Here is a 26,951-nt window from a genome sequence, read left to right as displayed (position 1 = left end):
CCGCCATGCGTGGCTGCGGTTTCCGGTCAGCCACGCATGGCGTGGCGCTGCATCAGCGTTACGACGCTGCCAGGCAGGCCGGTGATACGTCATTCCACCCCATATCCTCGTGAGCACATCCATGCCGCACAAGATCGAAGTCTCTTCCGCCACCATGACCCCGCGCGAGATCGTGCAGGAGCTGGACCGGCATATCGTCGGCCAGCACGATGCCAAGCGCGCGGTCGCTATCGCGCTGCGCAACCGCTGGCGCCGCATGCAGTTGCCGGCCGAACTGCGCAACGAGGTGATGCCCAAGAACATCCTCATGATCGGCCCGACCGGCGTGGGCAAGACCGAGATCGCGCGCCGCCTGGCCACGCTGGCCAACGCGCCGTTCGTGAAGGTCGAAGCCACCCGCTTCACCGAAGTCGGCTATGTCGGCAAGGACGTGGAACAGATCATCCGCGACCTGGCCGACACCGCGGTCAAGCTGTATCGCGAGCAGGCCAAGGTGCGCGTGCGCACCCAGGCCGAGGAGCGCGCCGAAGACCGCATCCTGGATGCGCTGCTGCCGCGCCGCAGCGTGGGCATCGGCTTCGATGCCGAGGCGGCGCGCAACGAGCCATCGGCGCAGGACAACGAGACCCGGATCAAGTTCCGCCGCATGCTGCGCAACGGTGAGCTGGACGAGCGCGAGATCGAGCTGGAAGTCACCGCCAACGTCAGCATGGACATCATGACCCCGCCGGGCATGGAGGAAATGGGCCAGCAGCTGCGCCAGATGTTCTCCAGCATGGGCGGCGGCAAGGCGCAGAAGCGCACGCTGAGCATCAAGGCGGCGCGTCCGCTGCTGATCGAGGAAGAGGCCGGCAAGCTGGTCAATGAAGACGACATCCGCAGCGCGGCGATCGAGGCCTGCGAGCAGCATGGCATCGTGTTCATCGACGAGATCGACAAGGTGGCCAAGCGCGGCGACAACGTGGGCGGCGGCGACGTCTCGCGCGAAGGCGTGCAGCGCGACCTGCTGCCGCTGGTGGAGGGCTCCAACGTGTCCACCAAGTACGGCACGATCAAGACCGACCACATCCTGTTCATTGCCTCCGGCGCGTTCCACCTGGCCAAGCCCAGCGACCTGATCCCGGAGCTGCAGGGCCGCTTCCCGATCCGGGTGGAGCTGGGCGCGTTGAGCAAGCAGGATTTCGTGCGCATCCTCACCGAACCGAAGGCGGCGCTGACCAAGCAGTACGAAGCGTTGCTGCAGACCGAAGGCGTGGCGATGACGTTCACCGACGATGCGGTGGACCGCCTCGCGGAGATTGCCTTCCAGGTCAACGAGCGCCAGGAAAACATCGGCGCCCGCCGCCTGCACACGGTGCTGGAGCGCCTGCTGGACACGCTCAGCTACGAGGCCCCGGACCGCGATGGCGAGACCATCAGCATCGACAAGGCTTACGTGGATGCGCACCTGGGCGAGCTGGTGCAGGACCCGGACCTGAGCCGCTACATCCTGTAACGCATCACACCGGTCGGGTGGTAGGAAAGCGGCGGCGCGAAAGCGTCGTCGCTTTTTTTTTGGCTCTTCTCCCGTCGGAGGGAAGCGTCTTTTGCCAAGGGCCGTCGCAGGGTAAGCACGACGCCTTTCCTGCCGCACCTGCCCAGCCCGGCCAGCGACGCCAATGAGCGCCTTTGGCGTTCGAGTCTTGGCGTCAGGCTTTACGCCTCGTCCTCAGTCGGCAACGCCGTCGGCGCCGCGCCCGGGGTGAACACACCCGGCTTCACGAACGCGCTCAGGATGGCATCCAGCGTCTGCAGGCCATCGCGCTTGATCTCGAACAGTTCCGGCTCCAGCATCGCGCTGTACAGCACGCCAGTCAGGCTCGTGCTCACGATGCGCGCCACCGTGTCCACGTCCACCCCCTCGCGCAACTGGCCCAACTCGCGCGCGCGCTCGAACGCGGCGGCGAAAATGGCCAGCTCCTCGCGCGATGCTTCCAGTTGCAGCGCCTGCATCGCCTGGCTCTCCACCGACAGATCGTTGCGCAGCATGATCTCCATCATGTTGCGCAGCCGCTCGTCGTCGGCCAGCTCCTGGAAGGACACCAGCAGCGCCGAGCGCAGGTCCAGCACCGGCGTGTTGCGCTTGGACGAGGTCGTCCGCCGCAGGCGCTCGATGAACGGAATGCGCTCGCGGTCGATCATCGCGGTCAGCACTTCGGTCTTGTTCTTGAAGTGCCAGTACACCGCGCCGCGAGTGTAACCCGCGCGCGCACCGATCATCGCCAGGCTGGTCCCGGCCACGCCGTATTCATGGAAACAGGCCTGCGCTGCATCAAGGATGCCCGCGCGGGTGGCCTGCGCCTCTTCTTTGGTTTTTCTGGCCATTGCGCTGTGCAGTTGCTGGATGAAACCGACCTGAATTGTACCGCTTTACAAACAAACATGCATGTATGTATATTTCCGTCCCACTGAACCTCGGCGAGGTGCGCGCGTAGCCGCGGCAGCGCCGGAGTCGTCAGATTTGCTGTATTTGCCGACCTGTTGGCTGTCATTCGTCGCTTTTCAAGGCGGGGTAGTGCTGCAGGCGACCCTTTTCGTTTCCTGTGAGCCCCCACCATGTCCCGATCCCCGTACCGTCTTCTCGCGCTGTCCCTCGCGATCGCCTTGACCGTGTCCGCCTGTGGCGGCGGTGAGCAGGAGGGGCCGCAGGGCGGCCCGGGCCAGGTCACCGTTGCCACCCTCAAGAGCGAACAGGTCAGCCTCACCCGCGAACTGCCCGGTCGCACCAACGCCTTCCTGGTGGCCGAAGTGCGCCCCCAGGTCAGCGGCATCGTCGCCAAGCGTCTGTTCACCGAGGGCGGCCTGGTCACTGCCGGCCAGCCCCTGTACCAGGTGGACGACGCCAGCTACCGCGCCCAGGCCAACAGCGCCCGCGCCCAGCTCGCCCGCGCCGAGGCCACTGCCAACGCGGCGCGCCTGAGCGCCAAGCGCATCACCGAGCTGGCCAAGGTCGATGCGGTCAGCAAGCAGGACCTGGAAAACGCCGTGGCCGCGCAGAAGCAGGCCGAGGCCGATGTCGGTGCCGCCAAGGCCGCGCTGGACGCCGCCAACGTCACCCTCGGCTACGCGCGCATCACCGCCCCGATCAGCGGCCGCATCGGCAAGTCCTCGGTCACCCAGGGCGCGCTGGTCAGCGCCGGCCAGGCCGACGCGCTCGCCACCGTGCAGCAGCTCGACCCGATCTACGTCGACCTGACCCAGTCGGCCAGCGAACTGCTGCAGATGCGCCGCGAACTGGCCAGCGGCCGCCTGCAGGACAACCAGACCCTGCCGGTCACCATCCTGCTCGACGACGGGACCGAGTTCGCCCACAAGGGCACCCTGGAGTTCTCCGAAGTCAGCGTCGATCCCACCACCGGCAGCTACGCGCTGCGGGTCAAGGTGGACAACCCCGACCAGGTGCTGATGCCCGGCATGTACGTGCGTGCGCAGGTCGGCAGCGGCGTGCGCGAGAACGGCCTGCTGGTGCCCATGCAGGGCATCGCCCGCGATCCCAAGGGCGACACCACCGCGATGGTGGTCGGCAAGGACAACAAGGTCGACGTGCGCCCGGTCAAGGTCAGCCGCGCGGTGGGCAGCGCGTGGTTGGTCGAGGACGGCCTGAAGGCCGGTGACAAGGTCATCGTCGAAGGCCTGCAGAAGATCCAGCCGGGCATGCCCGTGCAGGCCACCGAGCGGGGTGCCGCGCCGGCCACGCCGGCCGCGCCGGCCGCTGCAGCCCCGGCCTCGGCCGACAAGCAGTAAGCGGAGAATCCCATGGCTCGTTATTTTATTGATCGCCCCATCTTCGCGTGGGTGATCGCCATCATCATCATGCTGGCCGGCGCGCTGGCGGTGGTGAAGCTGCCGGTCTCGATGTACCCCGAAGTCGCCCCGCCCGCGGTCGAGATCAGCGCCACCTACCCGGGCGCCTCGGCCAAGGTGGTCGAAGACTCGGTGACCCAGATCATCGAGCAGAACATGAAGGGCATCGATGGCCTGATCTACTTCTCCTCCAACAGCTCGGCCAACGGCCAGGCCACCATCACCCTCACCTTCGAGAGCGGGACCAACCCGGACATCGCCCAGGTGCAGGTGCAGAACAAGCTGCAGCTGGCCATGCCGCTGCTGCCGCAGGAAGTCCAGCGGCAGGGCATCAACGTGGCCAAGTCGAGCAGCGGCTTCCTGCAGGTGATCGGCTTCGTCTCCAACGACGGCAGCATGGATGCCAACGACATCTCCGACTACGTCGGCTCCAATGTCGTCGATCCGCTCAGCCGCGTGCCGGGCGTGGGCAACATCCAGGTGTTTGGCGGCAAGTACGCCATGCGCATCTGGCTGGACCCCAACAAGCTGCACACCTACAAGCTGTCGGTGGATGAAGTAACCGCGGCGATCACCGCGCAGAACGCGCAGGTCGCCATCGGCCAGCTCGGCGGCGCGCCGTCGGTCAAGGGCCAGCAGCTCAACGCCACCATCAATGCACAGGATCGCCTGCAGACCCCCGAACAGTTCCGCAACATCCTGGTCCGCGGCGGCACCGACGGCAGCGAGCTGCGCCTGGGCGACGTGGCCCGGGTCGAGCTCGGCGCGGAGAGCTACGACTTCGTCACCCGCTACAACGGCAAGCCATCCACCGGTATCGCCATCACCCTGGCCACCGGCGCCAATGCGCTGGATACGGCCAATGGCGTGCGCGCCGCACTGGAGGAGATGAAGGCCAACTTCCCGGCCGGGCTGGAGTCGGTGGTGCCCTACGACACCACCCCGTTCGTGCAGGTCTCGATCAAGGGCGTCATCAAGACCCTGATCGAAGCGATCGTGCTGGTGTTCGTGGTGATGTACCTGTTCCTGCAGAACTTCCGCGCCACCCTGATCCCCACGATCGCGGTGCCGGTGGTGTTGCTGGGGACGTTCGGCATCCTGGCCGCGCTGGGCTTCTCGATCAACATGCTGACCATGTTCGCCATGGTGCTGGCGATCGGCCTGCTGGTGGATGACGCCATCGTGGTGGTGGAGAACGTCGAGCGCATCATGTCCGAAGAGGGCCTGTCGCCGCTGGAAGCCACCCGCAAGTCGATGGGCCAGATCACCGGCGCACTGGTCGGCATCGGCCTGGTGCTGTCGGCGGTGTTCGTGCCGATGGCCTTCATGAGCGGCTCCACCGGCGTCATCTACCGGCAGTTCTCGGCGACGATCGTGTCGGCGATGGCATTGTCGGTGCTGGTCGCCATCGTGCTCACCCCGGCGCTGTGCGCCACCATGCTCAAGCCGCTCAAAAAGGGCGAGCACCACGTGGCGCACAAGGGCCTGCTGGGTCGCTTCTTCAACGGCTTCAACCGCGGCTTCGACCGCTCCAGCGACACCTACCAGCGGGGCGTCAAGGGCATCCTGGCGCGGCCGTGGCGGTTCATGTCGATCTTCGCCGCGCTCGTGCTGATCATGGGCGTGATGTTCATGCGCCTGCCCAGCTCGTTCCTGCCCAATGAAGACCAGGGCATCCTGATGGCGCTGGTGCAGACGCCGGTCGGCGCCACCCAGGAGCGCACCCTGGAGGCGATGTACAAGCTGGAAGAGCACTTCCTGAAGAACGAGACCGAGGCGGTCGAATCGGTGTTCTCGGTGCAGGGCTTCAGCTTCGCCGGCATGGGCCAGAACGCGGGCATGTCCTTCATCAAGCTCAAGGACTGGAAGGAGCGCGGTGCCGACCAGGGCGTGGGCCCGATCACCGGGCGTGCGATGGGCGCGCTGGGGCAGATCAAGGACGCCTTCATCTTCGCCTTCCCGCCGCCGGCGATGCCGGAACTGGGCATCGGCTCGGGCTACACCTTCTTCCTGAAGGACAACAGCGGCCAGGGCCACGAGGCCCTGCTCAACGCGCGCAACCAGCTGCTCGGCGGCGCCGGGCAGAGCAAGCTGCTGGCCAACGTGCGGCCCAACGGCCAGGAAGACACGCCGCAGCTGCGCATCGACGTGGACGTGGAAAAGGCCAATGCCCTGGGGCTGTCGGTCGCCTCGGTCAACCAGACCCTGGCCACGGCGTGGGGCAGCAGCTACATCGACGACTTCATCGACCGTGGCCGGGTCAAGCGCGTGTATGTGCAGTCCGATGCGGATTTCCGCATGAATCCGGACGACTTCAACCTGTGGTCGGTCAAGAACACCCAGGGCGAAATGGTGCCGTTCAGTGCCTTCGCCAGCAAGCGCTGGGACTATGGTTCACCGCGCCTGGAGCGCTACAACGGCGTGTCGGCGATGGAGATCCAGGGTGAGCCCGCGCCGGGCGTGGCCTCGGGCGATGCCATGGCCGAGATCGAGCGCATCGCCAAGGACCTGCCGCCGGGCTTCGAGATCGAATGGACCGCGTTGTCCTACCAGGAACGCCAGGCCGGTTCGCAGACCCCGCTGCTGTACACGCTGTCGCTGCTGATCGTGTTCCTGTGCCTGGCGGCGCTGTATGAGAGCTGGAGCGTGCCGACCTCGGTGCTGCTGGTGGCGCCGTTGGGCATCCTCGGTGCGGTGCTGGCCAACAGCATGCGTGGCATGGAACGGGACATCTACTTCCAGGTGGCGATGCTGACCACGGTGGGCCTGACCAGCAAGAACGCGATCCTGATCGTGGAGTTCGCCAAGGAAAACCTGGAGAAGGGGGCCGGCCTGATCGAGGCCACCATGCACGCGGTGCGCGACCGCCTGCGCCCGATCATCATGACCTCGCTGGCCTTCGGCCTCGGCGTGCTGCCGCTGGCGATCGCCTCCGGTGCCGGCTCCGGCGCGCAGCGCGCGATCGGTACGGGCGTGCTCGGCGGCATGGTGGTGGGCACCCTGCTGGGCGTGTTCTTCATCCCGCTGTTCTTCGTGGTGGTGCAGCGCGTGTTCAACCGTTCGCTGCGCAAGGGCGGCACCGGCACCGTGGCCGATACACGCAACAACGGCGACACGCCGGAGGGTGGTACCCATGAATAAGGCTTCCTGCCTGCTTGCCGCCGCGGTGGCGATCGCACTGTCCAGCTGCGCCACGCTGGTGCCGGCCAGCACCGAGGTCGCCCCGGCGATCCCGGCGCAGTGGCCGGCGACCCGCGCCGACAGCGGCGCGGCCACCGTCGAGGTGGCCGACATCGGCTGGCGCGATTTCTTCAGCGACCCGCGCCTGCAGTCGCTGATCGACCAATCGCTGGCCAACAACCGCGACCTGCGCGTGGCCGTGCTGAATGTCGAGAAAGCGCGTGCGCAGTACCGCATCCAGCGTGCCGACCGGGTGCCGGCGATCGCTGCGCAGGGGCAGATGACCCGCAGTGGCGGCGACACCCCGGTGACCGAGCAGTTCAGCGCCAATCTCGGCGTGGTCGAGTTCGAGCTGGACCTGTTCGGGCGCGTGCGCAACCTCAGCCAAGCGGCCTTGCAGCAGTACTTCGCCCAGGCCGCCAACCGGCGCAGCGCGCAGCTGAGCCTGGTGGCCGAAGTGGCCAATGCGTGGCTGACATTGGGCGCGGACAGCGAACAGCTGGCGATCGCCCGGGCGACCCTGGCCACCTACGAAGACTCGCTGCGGCTGACCGAGGCCCGGCATCAGCTGGGCGATGCATCCTCGCTGGAACTCAGCCAGACCCGGACGCTGGTGGAAACCGCGCGTACCGACGTGGCCCGCTTCAGCGGGCAGGTCGCGCAGGACCGCAATGCACTGGTGCTGCTGGCCGGTGGTCCGATCGACGACGGCCTGCTGCCCGGCGGCGAGATCAACCAGGTGGCCGCGGTGCGCGCGCTGCCGGGCAACGTGCCGGGCGAGGTGCTGCTGCGGCGCCCCGACGTGATGGCGGCCGAACACACGCTGCTCTCGGCCAATGCCAACATCGGCGCGGCGCGGGCGGCGTTCTTCCCCTCGATCAGCCTCACCGGCAGCGTCGGTTCGGCCTCTTCGGCGCTGTCCGGCCTGTTCGATGGCGGCACGCGGGCGTGGAGTTTCATTCCCAAGCTCACCGTGCCGATCTTCCAGGGCGGCAAATTGCGCGCCAACCTCGGCGTGGCCACCGCAGACCGCGACATCGCGCTGGCGCAGTACGAAAAGGCGATCCAGTCCGGCTTCCGCGAGGCCGCCGATGCGCTGGCCCTCAACGACAGCCTGGATGCGCAGTTGGCCTCGCAGCAGGCGTTGGTGGCCGCGGCCGACCAGGCCCAGCGCCTATCGCAGGCCCGCTACGATGCCGGCCTGGACAGCTTCCTCACCCTGCTCGACGCGCGGCGCACCGCCTACACCGCGCGGCAGTCGCTGGTCAGCACGCAGCTGGCGCAGCAGTCCAACCAGGTGGCGTTGTACAAGGTGCTGGGCGGCGGTTGGCACGAGCGCGGCTGAGCGAGGCGCGCACCGCGGTAGAGCCGACCGTTGCTCGGCTGGCCATGCAACGCGGTAGAGCCGACCGTTGGTCGCGGCTGGCCATGCAGCGCGGTAGAGCCGACCGTTGGTCGGCTGGCCATGCAGCGGGTAGAGCCGACCGTTGGTCGGCTGGCCACGCAGCGCGGTAGAGCCGACCGTTGGTCGGCTGGCCATGCAGCGCGGTAGAGCCGACCGTTGCTCGGCTGGCCATGCAGCGGGTAGAGCCGACCGTTGGTCGGCTGGCCATGCAGCGCGGTAGAGCCGACCGTTGGTCGGCTGGCCATGCACCGCGGTAGAGCCGACCGTTGGTCGGCTGGCCATGCCGACGAGCGGACAGCAGCCGACTAACAGTCGGCTCTACCCGTCGGCTCTACCCGTCGGCTCCCCCGGTCATCGTCGTGGTCATCAACGCGCTCATGAGCGCGGTTCATCCGCCCGGTCTTGACGCGGGTCGTCCTTGCGCCCGTCGCCATGGCAGCGGCGGGCGCGCTCCAGCGCATCGCCGGCTTCGCGTGCCATGCGCTCGTATTCGCTGCGGATCTCTTCCAGCCGCTCCTCGTCCAGTTCTTCCAGGTCGAGCAGTTCGTTGTTGGCCTCGGCGGTCGCCCGGATCAGTTCGTCCAGTTTGATCTGGACCGCGGCGGCGTCCGCGTTCTGGCTGTGCTGGATCAGGAACACCATCAGGAAGGTGATGATGGTGGTGCCGGTATTGATCACCAGCTGCCAGGTGTCGTTGAACTTGAAGATCGGGCCACTGACCGCCCACAGCAGCACGATCGACAGCGCGGCCAGGAACGTCCAGGGCGTACCGGCGGCATAGGCCGCCTTCTTGGCGACCAGGTTGAACATACTGCGGAGTTTCATGCGGCACGGCAGGGTAGCGACGGTGCCACATCATTGGCGGCGCGCCGTGTACGCGCCGTGCAGCCTGCGCCGCGTCAGACGCGGGCGGCACCCAGGCGCGGGCGGGCGGCGACGTCGTGGCGGCTGCTCAGGTAGACGTGCTCCCAGACCTCTTCGACGAAGGCGCGCGCCTGGTCTTCGCTGAGGCGCGGCATGATCTGCAGGGCGTACTGGGTCTGGAAGGATTCGTCGCGCTGCTCGTCGCTGGCGCGCGGCTGGGTGATCAGCGAATCGCAGGCGAACTTGATCCACGGCACGTAGTGGCCGAACGAGCCAGTGCCGCTGCCAAGGGTGCCGTCGGCGTGGCGCTGGCGCCAGTAGGCGACTTCCGCGTCAACGTCGATCACGGCGGGAATGGAAAGCTGGGCGGAAGACATGGTGGTGTCGATATGCAGGGAAGGGGTTGGATCAGAGTGCGTAAAGCGCAGTGCATGCAGCGTCATGGTGATGTCGAGTCGGCGTGGCCGCGGAGCCTGAAAAGTTCAGCCGGCGACTCGCCGAGCAGGTGCGCGTGCTCGACCGCACCGAGGCGCTCGGCGAACGTGGCCAGTTGGTTGCACACCGCCACGCGCTCGTGCGGGTGGGCCTCGGTCAGCGCCGCCTGGATGGCCTGGTAGGCGCTCCAGAAGGGGGCGCCGTTGTCGTGTTGGGCATGGAGCACCTGCAACTGTGTCCAGGCGTTGGATAACGCCGGATCCAGCGCGGTGCGGGCTATTCGGGCATTCATGACGTCTCCTCGACGTTGCTGCCCCCTGTGCACCCACCATAGGCCGTGGTCACCGCGCGATTGTTAGCGCAGCGTATGCAGCAGGTGCGCCAGCCGTGCGCGCAGCGCCCGCTGGGATGCCTGATACGCTGCCAGCACAGCGTGTTCACCTGTCTGTATGGAACTGAAGCGTTCAGAACAGCGCGCGCTGCGACACGCGGTCGCAGCGCCTGGCAACGGCGCGATTGCGCGCCGCCGCGGGCATTACTCGCCGATGTCTTCGTTCCACACCTCGGGGTGGGCGCTGATGAAGCCGCCGAGCAGGTCGATGCAGGCCTGGCTCTGCATGTCGATCACCTTGACCCCGTTCTCGCGCAGCCACTCGATGCCGCCCTGGAAAGTCACCGATTCGCCCACCACCACGGTGCCGATGTTGAACTGGCGCACCAGCCCGCTGCAGTACCAGCACGGGGCCAGGGTGGTGACCATGATGGTGTCCTGGTAGCGACGCTGGCGCCCGGCCTTGCGGAAGGCATCGGTCTCGCCGTGCACCGACGGATCGCCTTCCTGCACGCGGCGGTTGTGGCCGCAGCCGAGCAGGCGGCCGTCGGTGTGGTACAGCGCCGCGCCGATCGGGATGCCGCCCTCGGCCAGGCCCTGGCGGGCTTCGGCGATGGCGGTTTCAAGCAGGGCGGCGTAGTCGGGGGTGCTGATCATGGGCAATCCGTAGGCATCTGGACCGCCATGATAGTGGCCTGTCGCCGCTGCAGCACCGGCCCGCGTGGCGGCCCTGCGGCACCGGGTCGCAGCGCGGAGGTGCCGCCGCGTGCCCAGCGGTGCGATAATCCGGCCATGAGCGAATCCCCCTACAAGACTGGCACCACCCATTTCGGCTTCCGCGATGTCGCCGCCAAGGACAAGCAGAAGCTGGTGGGCGAAGTGTTCACCTCGGTCGCGCGCAGCTACGACCTGATGAACGACCTGATGAGCCTGGGCATCCACCGGGCGTGGAAGCGCTACTACGTGGCCACCGCGCAGGTAAAGCCGGGCGACCGCGTGCTCGACCTGGCCGGTGGCACCGGCGATATCGCCGCGCTGATCAAGGAGCGCGTGGGCGAGGACGGCGAGGTGGTGCTGGGCGACATCAACGCCGGCATGCTTTCGGTCGGCCGCGACCGGCTGATGAACCGGGGCCTGGTCTCGGGCCTGGAGTACGTGCAGTGCAACGCCGAGGCGCTGCCGTTCCCGGATGCCAGCTTCGACCTGGTGACCATCGCCTTCGGCCTGCGCAACGTGACCGACAAGGACGCCGGCCTGCGCGAGATGTACCGCGTGCTCAAGGTGGGCGGCCAGGCCCGCGTGCTGGAGTTCTCCGAAGTCACCGCGGACTGGTTCAAGCCGATCTACGACTTCCACTCGTTCAAGATCCTGCCCAAGCTGGGCCAGTTGTTCGCCCGCGATGGCGACAGCTACCAGTACCTGGCCGAGAGCATCCGCAAGCACCCGCCGCAGGAACAGCTCAAGACCATGATGGGCGAGGCCGGCTTCGCGCGCTGCCATTACAAGAACCTGACCGGTGGCATCGTGTCGATCCACTCCGGCTACAAGATCTGACCCCACGCGCTGCGTTCTGCAGGCGCGCGCCAGGGGTGCGCGCCTCCTGCGCCGCGCCGGCGGACCGATCAGGCTGAATGCGCAGGCGGGACGGCACCGCTGCCCGGGCGGTGCGGCCAGGGGGTAAACTGGTCGTTTCACCCTGATCGGTCCCGATGTCCATGCGATCTCCGTTCCTGTTGATTCCCCTGGCCGTGGCGCTGGCCGCCGGCTGCTCCAAAGAACCGGCCGCCCCGACGGCCGCGCCCACCGCCACCGCACCGGCGAGCACTGCCATGAAAGCCGACAGCCGCAGCCATGATGAAAGCTCCTACGCCGAGCCGGACAAGGTGGTGGTCAAGGACCTGGCGCTGGACCTGAAGCTGGACTTCGACGCCAAGCAGATCGGCGGCACCGCGACCTACACCCTGGAGTGGAAGGACAAGGCGGCCAAACAGCTGGTGCTGGATACCCGCGAACTCACCGTGGAGAAGGTCGAGGCGATCGGCGCGGACGGCAAGGCCGCCCCGCTCCAGTTCGTGCTGGCCCCGGCCGACAAGGTGTTCGGCAGCAAGCTGAGCATCGACGCGCCGGAACAGCCGGGCAAGGTCGTGATCACCTACCACACGGCCCCGACCGCTTCGGGCCTGCAGTGGCTGGAGCCGTCGATGACCGAGGGCAAGAAGCTGCCCTTCATGTTCAGCCAGTCCCAGGCCATCCACGCGCGTTCGTGGGTGCCGCTGCAGGACACCCCGAGCGTGCGCTTCACCTACAGCGCGCACGTGGTCTCGCGCCCGGACGTGATGGTGCTGATGAGCGCCGACAACGATCCCAAGGCCGCGCGTGACGGTGACTACACCTTCAAGATGCCGCAGCCGATCCCGTCCTACCTGCTGGCCATCGCCGCCGGCGACCTGGTGTTCGAGCCGATCTCCGGCCGCTCCGGCGTGTGGGCCGAACCGACCATGGTCGGCAAGGCCGCCAAGGAGTTCGAAGACACCGAGAAGATGATCGGCGCGGCCGAGAAGCTGTACGGCGAGTACCGCTGGGGCCGCTACGACATGCTGGTGCTGCCGCCGTCGTTCCCGTTCGGCGGCATGGAAAACCCGCGCCTGACCTTCGCCACCCCGACCGTGATCGTGGGCGACAAGTCGCTGGTCTCGCTGGTCGCCCATGAACTGGCGCACAGCTGGTCGGGCAACCTGGTGACCAACGCCAGCTGGAAGGACATCTGGCTCAACGAAGGGTTCACCACCTACGTGCAGGGCCGCATCACCGAAGCGCTGTACGGCCAAGAAATGGCCGAGATGGAGCGCGAGATCGACCAGAACGACCTGCTGGCCGAGGTCAAGGACATGAGCCCGGCCGACCAGGCGCTGGCCCTGCCGCCGCTGACCGAGCGTGACCCCGACGATGCGCTGAGCCAGGTGGCCTACGTCAAGGGCGCGTGGTTCCTGCAGTTCCTGGAGCAGCGTTTTGGCCGCGAGACCTTTGATCCGTTCCTGCGCGGCTGGTTCGATGACCATGCCTTCCAGAGCGCGAACACCGACCAGTTCGTCGTGTACCTGAAGAAGAACCTGCTGTCCAAGAAGCCTGGCGCGGTCACCGATGCCGAGCTGAAGGCGTGGCTGGACGAGCCGGGCATCCCGGCGTTCGCCACCAAGGCACGCTCGCGCAACTTCTCCATCGTCGACACCGCGCGCATCGCCTGGCAGGGCAGCGACACGCTGCCGAACGTGCAGATCAGCAGCGAGTGGGGCACCCAGGAGTGGGTCCACTTCATCGACGGCCTGGGCAAGACCCTGCCGGTGGAGAAGCTGGCCGCGCTGGACAAGGCCTACCACTTCACCGGCACCGCCAACGGCGAAATCGCGATGCGCTGGTATCCGCTGGCGATCCGCAGCGGTTACACCGCGGCCAATGAACCGGCCGCGGCGTTCATCGAGCGCGTCGGCCGCCGCAAGCTGATCCTGCCGATCTACGCCGAACTGGTGAAGACCCCGGAAGGCCTGGCGTTCGCCAAGGCCGCCTTCGAGAAGGCCAAGCCGGGCTACCACCCGATCACCACCGCGTCGGTGCAGGACATGCTGGACAAGGCAAGCGCCAAATAATGCCCGTCGCTGGCCGGCATGGCCGGTCAGTGGCTACGGTGCGAGGCAATGCCTGAAAACGGCGGGGAAACCCGCCGTTTTTTTGTGTCCATGCGGTGCCGCTGCCGAGCATGGCTCGGCACTACCGGGCCGGTACCGTGCGAGACGCGCGCGATGCCGGTCGGGCATGCGCCGCGCACCGATGGCATGCCCGGCTGCGCCTCGGGACATCAAGCAATTGGGTAGAGCCGGGCCATGCCCGGCTGCGCGTCGGGACACCATGCAAGTGGGTAGAGCCGGCCCATGCCCGGCTACGCGTCGGGACACAATGCAATTGGGTAGAGCCGGGCCATGCCCGGCTGCTCTTCGCCGCCTCAGACGATACAGTAGTTGGGTGACGCCATCGGGCGCCTTGCCAATCACGGAGTACGCAATGAAACGACTGATCCTGGCCGCCGCCTGCGCGTTCGCGCTGGCCGCCTGCAGCAACCCCGAGGAAGCGCGCAAGGCGCAGGAAGCCGCCGCTGCGGCCGCCAAGGCGCAGCAGGAAGAAAAGGCCGAGGGCGTGGCCAAGCAGTACGACATGGCCGTGGCGTCGCAGGACTGGGAGCGTGCGCGCATCCACGGCGGCGCCCTGCTGGACCAGTACAAGGACACCGACGCGGCCGCCCGCATCGAACCGGGCTTCGCCGAGGTCCAGGCCAAGGGCGACGCGGCGCGCGACCTGCGCCGCATGCAGGGGCTGTGGCAGTACAACCAGATCCCGGTGGGCAGCAAGGGCAGCCAGGTCTCGGCGCAGATCTACAGCAAGGAACGCGTGGACGTGGATGGCAGCGGCGCCAAGCCGGTGCAGCTGGTGTTCCGCGACCACCCCGAGTGGAAGCGGCATGCCTACCTGGTGCTGCAGGCCGGCGACTTCCGCTGCCCGCAGTGCAAGGTGCAGGTGAGCGTGGATGGCGGCAAGCCGATCGCGATGGCCGCGTGGCGGCCCAAGACCGACGAAGCCATCGCGATGTTCATCACCGACCAGAAGGCGCTGTGGACGCTGGCGCGCAAGGCCAAGGTGATCAGCATCGAGTTCCCGGTCAAGGCCGGTGGCACGCGTACCGCGGTGTTCGAGACCGGTGGCGTGGATACCCACCGCATGCCGACGTGGTGGCAATGACCGGCACCGCGCTGGCGTCGCCGGCACCGCCGTTGTCGGCGATGCGTCACTGGGTGTTCGACATGGACGGCACGCTGACCGTCGCGGTGCACGATTTCGAGCAGATCAAGCGCGCGCTGGCGATTCCGTCGGGGGAGGACATCCTCGCCCATCTGGCCGCGCTGCCGGCCGACGAGGCCGACGCCAAGCACGCGTGGCTGCTTGCCCATGAGCGCGAGCTCGCCGAGGGCGCACGCGCAGCCCCTGGCGCGGTGGCGCTGGTGCGCGCGCTGCACAGTGCCGGCTGCCGGCTGGGCATCCTCACCCGCAACGCGCGCGAACTGGCGCAGGTGACGCTGCAGGCCATCGGGTTGGCTGACGCGTTCGGCGCCGGTGACATCGTCGGCCGCGACGAGACCACGCCCAAGCCGTCGCCGGCCGGGCTGCAGTACTTCGTGGGGCGCTGGCAGGCGCACCCACAGCAGCTCGTGATGGTCGGCGACCACCGGTTCGACCTGGAATGCGGCCGCGCCGCCGGCACCCGCACGCTGCTCGTCAACGCCCCGGACAACCCGTGGTCGGGCCTGGCGTGCTGGCATCGCGCCGACTGCGGCGCCGTGCTGGCGGAGTGGGCAGGGAAGGGCCCTTCGGCCTGATCGCGGCCCCCGGCGGGGCAGGCGCTATGCCGGCTCGGCGACGTCGGCAGGATCGGAATGCCGATCGTCCGCCGTCATCCGTGATCGAGGTGACGGAAGCGGTGATCTGCAACGCCTACCGCCGGGGACGGAACGATTCACGGTGCCGCGGCGACGGACCTGCAAGCCGCCGGGCATGGCCCGGCGCTGCGCTGAAACGTCCCCGATCCACCGTCTGGGTGAAGAGCCCCCTTGGTGTCCAAGGGGGCGCGCCAACGGCGCGGGGTTCAGCCGGAATGCGCGGGCAGTGCGGTTACGCCGTCAGGGCGTAACCGAACTGCTGCTTGAACTGCTCGTTGAACTCATCGAAGGTGAACCGCTGGTTCTGCGTGCCCGGGTGCTCGACCTTCAGCGCGCCCATCAGGTTGCCCATGCGGCCGATGGTCAGCCAGTCGTAGCCCTTCTCGATGCCGTAGATCAGCCCGGCGCGGAACGCATCGCCGCAGCCGGTCGGGTCGACCACGCGGCGTTCGTGCGCCGGCGGGATGTCGTAGGTCTTTTCCGGGGTGTGGATGACCGCGCCCTTCGGGCCGCGGGTGGTGATGTAGGCCTTGACCCGGCTCACGATCGCCTTTTCGTCCCAGCCGGTGCGCTCCTGCAGCAGGTTGGACTCGTAGTCGTTGACCACCACGTAGTCGGCCTGCTCGATGAAGGTGCGCAGCTCCGGGCCGTTGAACAGCGGCATGGCCTGGCCCGGGTCGAAGATGAACGGCACGCCCGCGTCGAAGAACTCCTGCGAGTTCTGGATCATGCCCTCGCGCCCGTCCGGGCCGACCAGGCCCAGGGTCACGCCCGGCACGTCCTTCACGTGGTTTTCGTAGGACCGCATCATCGCGCCCGGGTGGAAGGCGGTGATCTGGTTGTTGTCGTGGTCGGTGGTGATGAACGCCTGCGGGGTGAACAGCTCGTCGATCACCTTGACCCGGGTCAGGTCGATGCCCAGGCCCTGGAAGTACTCGCGGTAGGGCCCGAAGTCCGACCCCACCGTGCCCATCGGGATCGGATCGCCACCCAGCAGGTGCAGGTTGTAGGCGATGTTGCCTGCGCAACCCCCGAATTCACGACGCATCCGCGGCACCAGGAAGGACACGTTCAGGATGTGCACCTTGTCCGGCAGGATGTGATTCTTGAACTGGTCCGGGAACACCATGATGGTGTCGAAGGCAAGAGAACCACAGATCAAAGCGGACATCGATTAAGGCCTATGCGGAAAGGAGTTTGAGGCCCGCCGGGCGGGCAACGAAACGGCGCCGTGAGGCGCCCTGCGGCGCAAAGGTTAACGGGTGAGGCGGCTTTGGGCCAGAACCGGGGCCCTCGGGCGAGATGAAAAATCGGCTGAATGGCCGTGAAGGCTTGCGTTGCACCAGATTTGTCCTTGCTCGCACACAGGGGGATTGCTAGGCTTGTCGCCCTCGAATTCTGCCCATTTTTTCGCCATCCCGCGTTGGGCGCGACACCCCCAGGATCAACTCCCAGATGTTCAAGAAACTGCGCGGCATGTTCTCCAATGACCTGTCCATCGACCTGGGCACGGCCAACACCCTCATCTATGTGCGCGGGCAGGGAATCGTGCTGAACGAGCCGTCCGTGGTGGCCGTGCGCCAGGATCGCGCCATCGGTGGTACCCGTTCCGTGGCTGCCGTCGGCGCCGAAGCCAAGCAGATGCTGGGCCGTACCCCGGGCCATATCACCACCATCCGCCCGATGAAGGACGGCGTCATCGCCGATTTCACCTACACCGAGGCGATGCTCAAGCACTTCATCAAGAAGGTGCACAAGTCGCGCTTCCTGCGTCCGAGCCCGCGCGTGCTGGTCTGCGTGCCGGCCGGCTCGACCCAGGTCGAGCGCCGCGCCATCAAGGAATCGGCCGAAGAGGCCGGTGCGCGTGACGTGTTCCTGATCGAAGAACCCATGGCCGCCGCGATCGGCGCCGGCATGCCGGTGACCGAGGCGCGTGGCTCGATGGTCATCGACATCGGCGGCGGCACCACCGAAGTGGCGGTGATCTCGCTGAACGGCATCGTCTACTCGGCCTCGGTGCGCATCGGCGGCGACCGCTTCGACGAGTCGATCACCAACTACGTGCGCCGCAACCACGGCATGCTGATCGGTGAAGCCACCGCCGAGCGCATCAAGGTGGAACTGGGCTGCGCCTACCCGCAGGCGGAAGTGATCGAGATGGAAATCTCCGGCCGCAACCTCGCCGAGGGCGTGCCGAAGATGATCAAGATCAACTCCAACGAGGTGCTGGAAGCGCTGCACGAGCCGCTCTCGGGCATCGTCAGCGCGGTCAAGCTGGCGCTGGAACAGACCCCGCCGGAACTGTGCGCCGACGTCGCCGAGCGCGGCATCGTGCTCACCGGCGGTGGCGCCCTGCTGCGCGACCTGGACCGCCTGATCTCCGAAGAGACCGGCCTGCACGTGCAGGTGGCCGACGACCCGCTGACCTGCGTGGCCCGCGGTGGCGGTCGTGCGCTGGAGCTGGTGGACATGCACGGCAACGAGTTCTTTGCGCCGGAGTAAGCGGCACCCGTCTTGCTCCATGGACACGCCCCTGCGGCGTGATGCCCGCTGCGTGCCTGGCACGCCGGGCATCGCAGCGCCGGGGCGTTGTCGCATCCCCCTCCTGTTTGCCTCCAGTCGAAGCCAGTCGTGCCGCCCTACGCCGGTCCTCCCGTAGCCTCCCGCCAGGGCGATGCCGCCAGTCCGCTGCGGCTGCTCGCCTACCTGGCCCTGGCCATCACCCTGATCGTGCTCGACGACCAGGCCGGCTGGCTGTCGCGCCTGCGCGCCCAGGCCAACGTGCTGGTGCAGCCGGTGTGGGCGCTGGCCGGCTTGCCCGGCAAGCTCGGCACCCAGGTCAAGGACAACGCGGCCAGCCACGGCCAACTGGTCGATGAAAACCGCGAACTGCGCAACCAGCTGCTGATCGCCAATGCCCGCCTGACCCGCCTGCAGACCGCGGCGCTGGACAACGCGCAGCTGCGTGAACTGCTCAACGTGGCCGAGCGCAGCGGCCTGGACGTCCAGCTGGCGCCGATCCTGGACATCGACCTGGACCCGGTCCGGCAGCGCCTGGTGCTGGCCGCCGGCAGCCGCGATGGCGTGCACATCGGCCAGGCGGTGATCGACTCGGGTGGGCTGATGGGGCAGGTGATCGCCACCACCGGCAGCAACGCCACCGTACTGCTGCTCACCGACCCCGACCACGCGGTGCCGGTCACGGTGGCACGCAACGGCGTGCGGCTGATCGTCTATGGCCGTGGCGACACCCTGGAGCTGCGCGACATCCCGCTCAGCGCCGGCGTGGAGGTGGGCGATGAGATCGTCACCTCCGGCCTGGGCGGGCGGTTCCCGGCCGGCTTCCCGGTCGGCAAGATCACCGCGCTGCGCCCCGACGACAGCCACGCCTTCCTGGTCGGCGAACTGAAACCGGCCGCGCAGCTGGACCGTGGCCGCGACGTGCTCCTGCTGCGCCCCGGCGCGGCGATCCGGATTCCGCCCAACCTGCGTCTGCAGGATGAGGCCGGTGGGCCGGCAGCGCCGTTGCCTGCGGCGCACGAACCGCCTCAGCCCGATCCGTCTGCGGCGAATCCGGCTGCCGGCGGGGCATCTCCCGCCAACCCGACGCCTTCTGCGCGCCCGCTGGAGCCGACCGCACCTGCGGCGCAACCGGCCCGCGCGTCCTCCGTAGACCCCGCGTCGTCGGCGCGCCCCCTTCAACAACACGGGGGCTCTGCCGCAGCGACCTCTCCGGTCGTGCCGAACCACGCTCGGCCGGCCGAATCCGTGGAGAACCGCGAATGAGCCGCCTGCGCGACAAACCGTGGGTGCTGCCGGTCAGCGTGGTGCTGGCGCTGCTGCTGGGGTTGCTGCCGCTGCCGGCGCTGCTGCAGCCGCTGCGCCCGTACTGGCTGGCGCTGGTGCTGGCCTATTGGGTGATCGAAGCGCCGGACCGGGTCGGGCTGGGCATCGCCTTCGCCAGCGGCGTGGTGGCCGACCTGTTGTATGGCGGGGTGCTCGGCGAACAGGCGCTGCGCCTGGTCATGCTGACCTTCATCCTGCAGCGCTTCCGCGCGCGCATCCGTTTCTTCCCGATGTCCCAGCAGATGCTGGCCATCGGCGGGTTGCTGTTCAACGACCGCATCGTCAGTGCGGTGGTGCATATCGTGGTCGGCGAGCCGACCCTGCCGTGGTCGTACTGGTGGGCGCCGCTGCTGGGCATGGCCCTGTGGCCGCTGTTGTTCGTGCTGCTCGACGCCGTCCGCTTCGGGCGTCGCGGGCGCTGACATGTACATGCGCCGCCAGGCCAAAAATCCCCACGCCGAAGCCGAGCAGTTCCGGCGCCGTGCCGCGCTGGGCTTCCTGGGCGTGCTGGTCTGCCTGCTTGGCCTGGGCGGCTGGTACTTCAAGCTGCAGGTGCTCGACCACGACATCTACGCCACCCGCTCCGAAGCCAACCGCATCAAGCCGCGGCCGGTGGTGCCCGGGCGCGGGATGATCTACGACCGCAACGGGCGGCTGCTGGCCGAGAACGTGCCTGCGTTCCGGTTGGACATCACCCCCGACAAGGTCAAGGACATGGACGCCACCCTGGCCGGGCTGGCCAGGATCCTCGACCTCAGCCCGGAGGACATCGAGACCTTCAACAAGTCGCGCAAGGCCCGCCGCAAGTTCCTGCCGGTCACGCTCAAGCTGCGCGTCAGCGATGAGGAAATGGCCCGCTTCGCGGTCGACCGCTGGCGCTATCCGGGCGTGGAACTGGAGCCGTACCTGACCCGTCGCTATCCCTACGGCGACCTGTTCGCGCACATCATCGGCTACGTCGGCCGGGTGGATGACAAGGACCTGGAGATCCTCGGCGAGGGCAACGCGGCGCTGACCCATATCGGCAAGTCCGGGCTGGAGCGCTTCTACGAGCAGCAGCTGCGCGGCAAAGTGGGCTACGAGCAGGTCGAGACCAACGTACAGGGCCGCGCGATCCGCACCATCGGCCGGGTCGCGGCGCAGTCCGGCAGCGACCTGCGGCTGTCCATCGACGCCGATCTGCAGCGGGCGATGGTGGCCGCGTTCGGCGAGTTCGAGGGTGCGGCGGTGGCGATGGACCCCCGCACCGGCGAGATCCTGGCCATGGTCAGCCTGCCGTCCTACGACCCGAACCTGTTCGTGAACGGCATCTCGCACGCCGATTTCCAGGCGCTCAACAGCAACCCCTCGCGCCCGCAGTTCAACCGGCTGGTGCTGGGCGGGGTGGCGCCGGGCTCGACCATCAAGCCGTTGATCGGCCTGGCCGGCCTGGACAGCGGCACCCGCAAGCCGGAAGACAAGATCCTCTCCACCGGCATGTTCTACCTGCCGGGCACTTCGCGCGGCTGGGGCGATGCCAACCGTGGCGGCCACGGCTGGACCGACCTGCGCAAGTCGATCACCCAGTCGGTGAACACGTACTACTACAAGCTGGCCCTGGACATGGGCATCGACCGCTTCGACCACTACATGGGCTATTACGGCTTCGGCGAGCCGACCGGGATCGACCTGACCGGCGAGATCGGCGGCATCCTGCCCTCGCCGCAGCACAAGTACAAGACCCGCAAGGAGCGCTGGTACCCGGGCGACACGGTCAACGTGAGCATCGGCCAGGGCGACTGGAAGGTCACGCCGTTGCAGCTGGTGCATGGCGTCTCGGGGATCGGCAACGGCCAGCTGCGCACGCCGCACCTGGTGATGCAGCAGCGCGCCGGTTTCGATGCCGACTGGACCGCGATGCCGGTCGGCGACAGCAAGCCGGTCAGCCCCAGCGCCAGCAACCTGCAGGCCGTGCGCGAGGGCATGATGGGCACGATGCGACCGGGTGGCAGTGGCGCGCGCGCCGCCGCCGGCGCGCCGTACACCATTGCCGGCAAGACCGGTACGGCGCAGGTGATCAGCCGCCGCGGTACCGCCGCGGTGAACCCGAAGAGCCTGCCCATGCACCTGCGCCACCGTTCGCTGTTCGTCGGCTTCGCCCCGGCCGAGAACCCGGTGATCGCGGTGGCGATCGCGGTGGAAGGCGGTGGCTACGGCGGTTCGGCCGCCGCGCCGATCGCGCGCAAGCTGTTCGATGCGTGGCTGCTGGGCAAGATGCCGGAAGGGCTGGAGCCGCTGGACAGCGAGCGCGGCACCACCGCGATCGGGATCACCGCCTTCGACGGCAGCGACAGCAACGCGCGCGCCGCCGGCGACGCGGCCGCCGCCGCGCTGGAGACGCTGCCGATCGTGGTCGGCGTGCCGCCTGCACCGGCCCCGGCACCGCTGCCGGGCGCGCCGTTGCCTGCCGCCGCCCCGGCGCCGACCGCGCCCGGCGCGCCGGAGCGTGCCCGATGAACGTGTTCCTGCGCTGGGCGACCGACATGGTCGTGCGCTTCAGCCGCTCGCTGGACTGGGTGCTGTGCCTGGCCCTGGGCGCGTTGATGCTGATCGGGCTGGCGGTGCTCAAGAGCGCCGGCGGCGATGGCCTGGTGTTCGCGCAGGGCGCGCGCTTCGTGGTCGGGCTGGGCGCGATGTGGGCGATTTCGCGCGCCTCGATCCTGCGCATCCGCTCGGCGACCCCGCTGATCTATGCGATCTCGATGATCCCGCTGCTGGCGGTGTTCGTGCTGGGCACCGGCAAGTACGGGCGGCAGTGGCTGGACCTGAAGCTGTTCTACCTGCAGCCGGCCGAGCTGCTCAAGGTGAGCCTGCCGATGATGGTGGCCTGGTACCTGCACCGCATGCCGCTGCCGCCGCGCTTCTCCACGGTGATGGTCAGCGCGGTGATCATCGGCGTGCCGACCGGGCTGGTGATGCTGCAGCCGGACTTCGGCACCGGTGTGCTGATCGCGGCCAGCGGCGCGTTCGTGCTGTTGCTGGCCGGCCTGCCGTGGTGGTGGGTGGGCGTGGCGGTCGGCGGCGTGGCGGCGGCGGCGCCGGTGGCGTGGTTCTGGCTGCTGCGGCCCTACCAGAAGGACCGCATCATGATGTTCCTGGATCCGGAGATGGATGCGCTGGGCGCCGGCTGGAACATCATCCAGTCCAAGATCGCGATCGGCTCGGGCGGGTTCGATGGCAAGGGCTGGGGCCAGGGCTCGCAGTCGCACCTGAACTTCATTCCCGAGCAGACCACCGACTTTGCGTTCTCGGTGCTCAGCGAGGAGTTCGGCTGGATCGGCGTGGCGACCGTGCTGGCCTTGTACCTGGTGGTGATCGGGCGCTGCCTGTGGATCGCCTCGCAGTCGCGCGATTCGTATTCGCGGCTGCTGGCCGGCGCCACCGGCCTGGCGTTCTTTGTATACGTGCTGGTCAACGGCGGCATGATTTCCGGCCTGCTGCCGGTGGTGGGCGTGCCGATGCCGCTGATCAGCTACGGCGGCACCTCGGCGGTATCGTTGCTGGCCGGGTTCGGCCTGGTGATGGCCGCGCGCAAGCACCAGCCGGTGCACGGCGGCTACGGCTGAAGTCCCGTAGCGCCACGCCATGCGTGGGGGGGCGTCGGTTTGGCATCGCGTGGGCTTCGATCTGGCACCGCGCGCTTCGATCGGGCATCGCGCGCAGCCACCCATGGGGTGGCTCTACGAGACCGGCAACCCGTAGAGCCACGCCATGCGTGGCTGCTCTTCGGCCCGGCACCGCGCGGGCTTCGATCCGGCACCGCGCGCTTCGATCCGGCACCGCGTCCAGCCACCCATGGGGTGGCTCTACGAGATCGGCAACCCGTAGAGCCACGCCATGCGTGGCTGCTCTTCGGCCCGGCACCGCGCGGGCTTCGATCCGGCACCGCGCGCTTCGATCGGGCATCGCGTGCAGCCACCCATGGGGTGGCTCTACGAGATCGGCATCACCCGTAGAGCCACGCCGTGCGTGGCTGCTCTTCGATCCGGCACCGCGATCCGGCACCGCGCGCTTCGATCCGGCACCGCGTCCAGCCACCCATGGGGTGGCTCTACGAGATCGGCAACCCGTAGAGCCACGCCATGCGTGGCTGCTCTTCGATTCGGCACCGCGATCCGGCACCGCGCGCTTTGATCGGGCATCGCGTGCAGCCACCCATGGGGTGGCTCTACGAGATCGGCAACTCGTAGAGCCACGCCATGCGTGGCTGCTCTTCGATTCGGCACCGCGATCCGGCACCGCGCGCTTCGATCGGGCACCGCGTGCAGCCACCCGTGGGGTGGCTCTACGAGATCGGCAACCCGTAGAGCCACGCCATGCGTGGCTGCTCTTCGATCCGGCACCGCGCGCTTCGATCCGGCACCGCGTCCAGCCACCCATGGGGTGGCTGGACGAGATGGTGGGCATCCCTCGCCGCCACCCATGGGGTGGCTCTACGGGGCGACAGATTCGCGCATGAACAGGCTGATCGCGTCAGCTTTTGGCGGGTTTGGTGCAGGTGTCGTCAACAAAGTGACGGCAAAGTGGGATGCGGCGCACAAATATGACGTGAGTTGATTCGGATCAATGGACTTGTCGTAAACGGCCGGCACAATGGCGGCCCGCCAGCAGAGGTGTGTCGAGCCAAGCGACGCACATGGGGAGCTTGGCGGGGAGCAGTTGACCTGACGGGTATCAGGGGCGAGGCGCGCGCTGGGGAGTTGCGCGCCGCGCCGGTACCGACCTGGTCGGTTTTGGCCGGTTGCGTCCATGGGGATGGGGACGCAACCGGCGGAACCTCTTTCGCCCTCGGCGTCAGCGATCCAGGCAATACACCGGGCCCTGCGTCCCGCATCTGTCGCTGCGCTTCCCGCACGTTCTCCACCCTTGGCACTATCAGCGTCCATCTACCTGGCCGTCGCTTCGACGCTGGCCATGGGCGCCGGTGCGTTCGGGCACGCCTACGCCATCCTCCACTGAATAGGGAATGTGACTGCAATCAATCTAGACGCGGTGTTAACGATTGTCCCTTTCCGCGGGCAATTCGTTGTGATTCATGGTGTTAGGGGTTTTAATTCATCCTTGACCTGCTAACCTGCCGCGATGATTCGACGCACTCTGGCCTGCATGCTCACGCTCGGTTTGGTCGCTTGCGCGACCCAGCCGCCCTCTCCATCCCCGACGCCGCAGGCCTCGGGTGCGCCCAACAAGCCGGTCAATGCGAGCAAGGGGCCGGCCGAGGCCGCGCCGGAAGCCGCCGCGGCCAACGCCACGCCGGTGGACCTGACCCCGGTGCCGTTCGCGGTGGCCCGCGCCAATTTCGTGCGCGACACCGCCCAACGCTACGGCATCCCCGCCGCGCAGATCGAGGCCACGCTGGCCCAGGCGCAGGTGCGCGATCCGATCATCGCGGCGATGTCGCGGCCGGCCGAGCGGGTCAAGCCGTGGAACGAATACCGGCCGATGTTCATCAGCCAGGCGCGGATCGATGGCGGCCGCAAGTTCCTCGCCGAGCACCGCGCCGAACTCGCCCGCGTGCAGCAGCGCACCGGCGTGCCGGCCGAGGTGATCGTGGCGATCATCGGCGTGGAGACCAGCTACGGCCGCAACGCCGGCAGCTACCGCGTGCTGGATGCGTTGTACACGCTGGCCTTCAACTACCCGCGCAGCGGCGACCCGGCCAAGCTCGAACGCGAAGTGCGCCGCGAGCTTTACTTCCGCGATGAACTGGCGCGCCTGTTCGCCCTGACCCGCGACGAGAAGCTGGACATCCTCGCGATCAAGGGCAGTTACGCCGGCGCGATGGGCATGGGCCAGTTCATGCCGTCCAGCTACCTGGATTTCGCGGTGGACGGCAACGGCGACGGCCGTCGCGACCTGTTCAACAGCTATGACGACGTGTTCTCCTCGATCGCCAATTACTTCGTCAAGAAGGGCGGCTGGGTGCGCGGCGGTCCGGTCGCCGTGCCGGCCACGCTGGCTGCCGGGCGCGAGGCGTTCGATCCCACCGAATGGGCGCCGACCTGGACCCTGTCCGATCTGGCCCAGCGCGGCTACCAGCCCAGCGTGGCGGTGCCCGCGGGCCTGACCGCCACCCCGATCACGCTCGAAGGCAGCACCGGCAAGCAGTACTGGCTGGGCTTCCAGAATTACTACGCGATCACCCGTTACAACCTTTCCAAGATGTACGCGATGGCCGTGTACCAGTTGTCCGAGGCCATCGCCGGTCAGGAGCTGCCGCCGGCATGAACGCACGCGCACGTTGCAGATGGCTGGTCCCCGGTCTGTTGATCCTGGCGCTCGCCGCCTGCAGCAGCGCGCCGAAGAAACCGGCCAGCGCCGGCAGCGCCAAGCCCGGCAGCGGGACGGTGGTGCAGGGCAAGGGCGGGCGCCCGTCGCATTGCCCGGAAGGGTCGCCGTACAAGGCCGCCACCGAAGACCCCAGCACCCGCGGCGACTACCGTGCCGGTGGGCTGTACAAGCCGGGGGTCAACGACAGCACCCCCACCTATATCCCCAACGTGGCCTGCATCCCCGAGCCGGAGGTGGTGGATCTGCCGCGTTCACCGGTGGGCAACAAGTCGCCGTACGTGGTGCTGGGCAAGCAATACCAGGTGCTGGACAAGACCAGCGGCTATGCCGAGAAGGGCACCGCCTCGTATTACGGGGCCAAGTTCCATGGTCGCCTGACCTCCAACCGCGAGGTGTACGACATGTACGCCTTCACCGCGGCGCACAAGACCCTGCCGCTGCCGAGCTTTGCGCGGGTCACCAACCTGGACAACGGCGAGTCGGTGATCGTGCGCGTCAACGACCGTGGCCCGTTCCACGATGGCCGGGTGGTCGACCTCAGTTATGCCGCCGCGGTCCGCCTGGGCATCACCCAGCGCGGCACCGGCAACGTCGAAGTGCGCGCGCTGACCCCGGGCGAAGACAACCTGCTGGCCGACAAGCCCTCGCGTCGTGAGCGTCGTGCCGCCGCAAGCGTGGCGGCCGCCGCGCCGACGCGCTCGCCCAGCGACATGGACAAGCTGGTCGGCCGGCTGCCGGCCACCACGGCCCCGGCCTACACGGGCGCCACGGTGGCCAGTGGCCGCCCGGCCGCGACCCAGGCCGCACAGATCGACGATGCGCCGGTGACCGTCAGTGCGCTGCCGGCCGCGCCGCTGGTGGCTGCCGTCGTGCCGCCGCGCCCGGTAGCCCGCCCGACACCCGTGCCGGCAACCGCACCCGCAAGCCTGTCCCAGCAGGTGGGCAGCGTGTTCCTGCAGGTGGCCAGCTTCGCCAGCCGCGACAACGCCACCCGTGCGCTCGGCCAGCTGTCGTCGGCCGGCATCGTCGGGGCCAGCATCAGCGACATCGTCAGCGGCGGCCGCACGCTGTGGCGCCTGCGCGTGCCGGCGGCCGACCACGCCAGTGCCTCGGAACTTGCCGGCCGCATCGCCGGTCTGGGCTTTGGCTCGCCGCAGATCGTGAAAGACTGACCGCCGTCGCATGGGCCTACAATGCCCATACCCAACCTCTCCACCCTTGGCGCCCTCCCTGG

At 68.1% G+C, this 26,951-nt stretch carries 21 protein-coding genes; 15 read left to right on the top strand and 6 right to left on the bottom strand.

All coding sequences use genetic code 11. The annotated features are described in order from the left end of the window. Positions 1-121: 121 nt before the first annotated feature. Entirely contained in the window at positions 122-1,495 is a 1,374-nt protein-coding gene (gene hslU / locus AC06FD_RS18230; RefSeq protein ID WP_259210267.1) for an ATP-dependent protease ATPase subunit HslU, read from the top strand. A 200-nt stretch (positions 1,496-1,695) separates the two neighbouring features. On the opposite strand, the gene AC06FD_RS18225 is transcribed toward hslU, so the two are convergent. Continuing rightward, positions 1,696-2,364, bottom strand: coding sequence for a TetR family transcriptional regulator (locus AC06FD_RS18225; protein ID WP_259210265.1), 669 nt, complete (start codon positions 2,362-2,364; stop codon positions 1,696-1,698). Positions 2,365-2,595: 231 nt separating this feature from the next. Between AC06FD_RS18225 and smeD the strand changes: the two genes are divergently transcribed. The 3 genes from smeD to AC06FD_RS18210 are packed head-to-tail and all read left to right on the top strand — an operon-like array spanning position 2,596 to position 8,368. Beyond that, positions 2,596-3,783 (top strand): multidrug efflux RND transporter periplasmic adaptor subunit SmeD, encoded by a 1,188-nt coding sequence (gene smeD / locus AC06FD_RS18220; RefSeq protein ID WP_478078550.1) that lies wholly within the window; start codon positions 2,596-2,598, stop codon positions 3,781-3,783. Positions 3,784-3,795: 12 nt separating this feature from the next. Beyond that, positions 3,796-6,984: a multidrug efflux RND transporter permease subunit SmeE gene (gene smeE / locus AC06FD_RS18215; RefSeq protein WP_478078549.1), complete on the top strand. Its 3,189-nt coding sequence runs from the start codon at positions 3,796-3,798 to the stop codon at positions 6,982-6,984. Beyond that, on the top strand, positions 6,977-8,368 hold the full coding sequence (locus AC06FD_RS18210) for an efflux transporter outer membrane subunit (RefSeq protein WP_394164255.1): 1,392 nt from the start codon (positions 6,977-6,979) through the stop codon (positions 8,366-8,368). The genes smeE and AC06FD_RS18210 overlap by 8 nt, the downstream gene beginning before the upstream one ends. A gap of 435 nt (positions 8,369-8,803) precedes the next feature. Here the strand turns inward: AC06FD_RS18210 and AC06FD_RS18205 are convergent, their stop codons facing one another. The 4 genes from AC06FD_RS18205 to AC06FD_RS18190 all read right to left on the bottom strand — a co-directional run bounded on the left by AC06FD_RS18205 (position 8,804) and on the right by AC06FD_RS18190 (position 10,715). Continuing rightward, the gene (locus tag AC06FD_RS18205) at positions 8,804-9,253 is read right to left on the bottom strand and encodes a low affinity iron permease family protein (RefSeq protein ID WP_478078548.1); all 450 of its coding nucleotides are present in this window, start codon (positions 9,251-9,253) and stop codon (positions 8,804-8,806) included. Positions 9,254-9,327: 74 nt separating this feature from the next. After that, positions 9,328-9,669, bottom strand: a complete 342-nt coding sequence (locus tag AC06FD_RS18200) for a hypothetical protein (RefSeq protein WP_259210260.1) — start codon at positions 9,667-9,669, stop codon at positions 9,328-9,330. Between the two features lie 62 nt (positions 9,670-9,731). Beyond that, a complete protein-coding gene (locus AC06FD_RS18195; protein ID WP_259210259.1) occupies positions 9,732-10,019 on the bottom strand; it encodes a hypothetical protein in 288 nt (95 codons plus the stop codon). 243 nt (positions 10,020-10,262) lie between these two features. Next, a complete protein-coding gene (locus AC06FD_RS18190; RefSeq protein WP_259210258.1) occupies positions 10,263-10,715 on the bottom strand; it encodes a nucleoside deaminase in 453 nt (150 codons plus the stop codon). Between the two features lie 135 nt (positions 10,716-10,850). Between AC06FD_RS18190 and ubiE the strand changes: the two genes are divergently transcribed. The 4 genes from ubiE (at position 10,851) to AC06FD_RS18170 (ending at position 15,481) form a co-directional block, all read left to right on the top strand. Continuing rightward, the gene (gene ubiE, locus AC06FD_RS18185) at positions 10,851-11,612 is read left to right on the top strand and encodes a bifunctional demethylmenaquinone methyltransferase/2-methoxy-6-polyprenyl-1,4-benzoquinol methylase UbiE (RefSeq protein ID WP_259210257.1); all 762 of its coding nucleotides are present in this window, start codon (positions 10,851-10,853) and stop codon (positions 11,610-11,612) included. 161 nt (positions 11,613-11,773) lie between these two features. Then, positions 11,774-13,702, top strand: a complete 1,929-nt coding sequence (locus tag AC06FD_RS18180; protein ID WP_478078574.1) for a M1 family metallopeptidase — start codon at positions 11,774-11,776, stop codon at positions 13,700-13,702. Positions 13,703-14,114: 412 nt separating this feature from the next. Beyond that, positions 14,115-14,846 carry a hypothetical protein gene (locus AC06FD_RS18175; RefSeq protein WP_478078547.1) on the top strand — a complete coding sequence of 244 codons (732 nt, stop codon included), beginning with the start codon at positions 14,115-14,117 and terminating at the stop codon, positions 14,844-14,846. After that, the gene (locus tag AC06FD_RS18170) at positions 14,843-15,481 is read left to right on the top strand and encodes an HAD family hydrolase (RefSeq protein ID WP_478078573.1); all 639 of its coding nucleotides are present in this window, start codon (positions 14,843-14,845) and stop codon (positions 15,479-15,481) included. The genes AC06FD_RS18175 and AC06FD_RS18170 overlap by 4 nt, the downstream gene beginning before the upstream one ends. A 292-nt stretch (positions 15,482-15,773) precedes the next feature. On the opposite strand, the gene AC06FD_RS18165 is transcribed toward AC06FD_RS18170, so the two are convergent. Further along, the gene (locus tag AC06FD_RS18165; protein ID WP_259210255.1) at positions 15,774-16,712 is read right to left on the bottom strand and encodes a carbohydrate kinase family protein; all 939 of its coding nucleotides are present in this window, start codon (positions 16,710-16,712) and stop codon (positions 15,774-15,776) included. A 284-nt stretch (positions 16,713-16,996) separates the two neighbouring features. On the opposite strand from AC06FD_RS18165, the gene AC06FD_RS18160 reads away from it, so the two are divergent. From AC06FD_RS18160 to AC06FD_RS18130, 7 genes are all read left to right on the top strand, one after another. Further along, positions 16,997-18,043 carry a rod shape-determining protein gene (locus AC06FD_RS18160; protein ID WP_038686189.1) on the top strand — a complete coding sequence of 349 codons (1,047 nt, stop codon included), beginning with the start codon at positions 16,997-16,999 and terminating at the stop codon, positions 18,041-18,043. Between the two features lie 129 nt (positions 18,044-18,172). Then, complete coding sequence (mreC, locus tag AC06FD_RS18155) at positions 18,173-19,327, top strand: rod shape-determining protein MreC (RefSeq protein WP_478078546.1); 1,155 nt, start codon at positions 18,173-18,175, stop codon at positions 19,325-19,327. After that, complete coding sequence (gene mreD / locus AC06FD_RS18150) at positions 19,324-19,809, top strand: rod shape-determining protein MreD (RefSeq protein ID WP_259210253.1); 486 nt, start codon at positions 19,324-19,326, stop codon at positions 19,807-19,809. The genes mreC and mreD overlap by 4 nt, the downstream gene beginning before the upstream one ends. 1 nt (position 19,810) lies before the next feature. Next, positions 19,811-21,883: a penicillin-binding protein 2 gene (mrdA, locus tag AC06FD_RS18145; protein WP_478078545.1), complete on the top strand. Its 2,073-nt coding sequence runs from the start codon at positions 19,811-19,813 to the stop codon at positions 21,881-21,883. Further along, positions 21,880-22,992 (top strand): rod shape-determining protein RodA, encoded by a 1,113-nt coding sequence (gene rodA / locus AC06FD_RS18140; RefSeq protein ID WP_259210249.1) that lies wholly within the window; start codon positions 21,880-21,882, stop codon positions 22,990-22,992. Before mrdA ends, rodA begins: the two co-directional genes overlap by 4 nt. Positions 22,993-24,508: 1,516 nt before the next feature. Further along, the gene (gene mltB / locus AC06FD_RS18135) at positions 24,509-25,654 is read left to right on the top strand and encodes a lytic murein transglycosylase B (protein WP_449336382.1); all 1,146 of its coding nucleotides are present in this window, start codon (positions 24,509-24,511) and stop codon (positions 25,652-25,654) included. Next, positions 25,651-26,889, top strand: coding sequence for a septal ring lytic transglycosylase RlpA family protein (locus AC06FD_RS18130; protein WP_259210245.1), 1,239 nt, complete (start codon positions 25,651-25,653; stop codon positions 26,887-26,889). Before mltB ends, AC06FD_RS18130 begins: the two co-directional genes overlap by 4 nt. Positions 26,890-26,951: the final 62 nt, after the last annotated feature.

It is taken from the genome of Stenotrophomonas sp. Steno-Z1, from assembly GCF_056393175.1.
The sequence above is the reverse complement of the archived record's forward strand: the minus strand, read 5'-3'. Positions and strand labels throughout refer to the sequence as shown.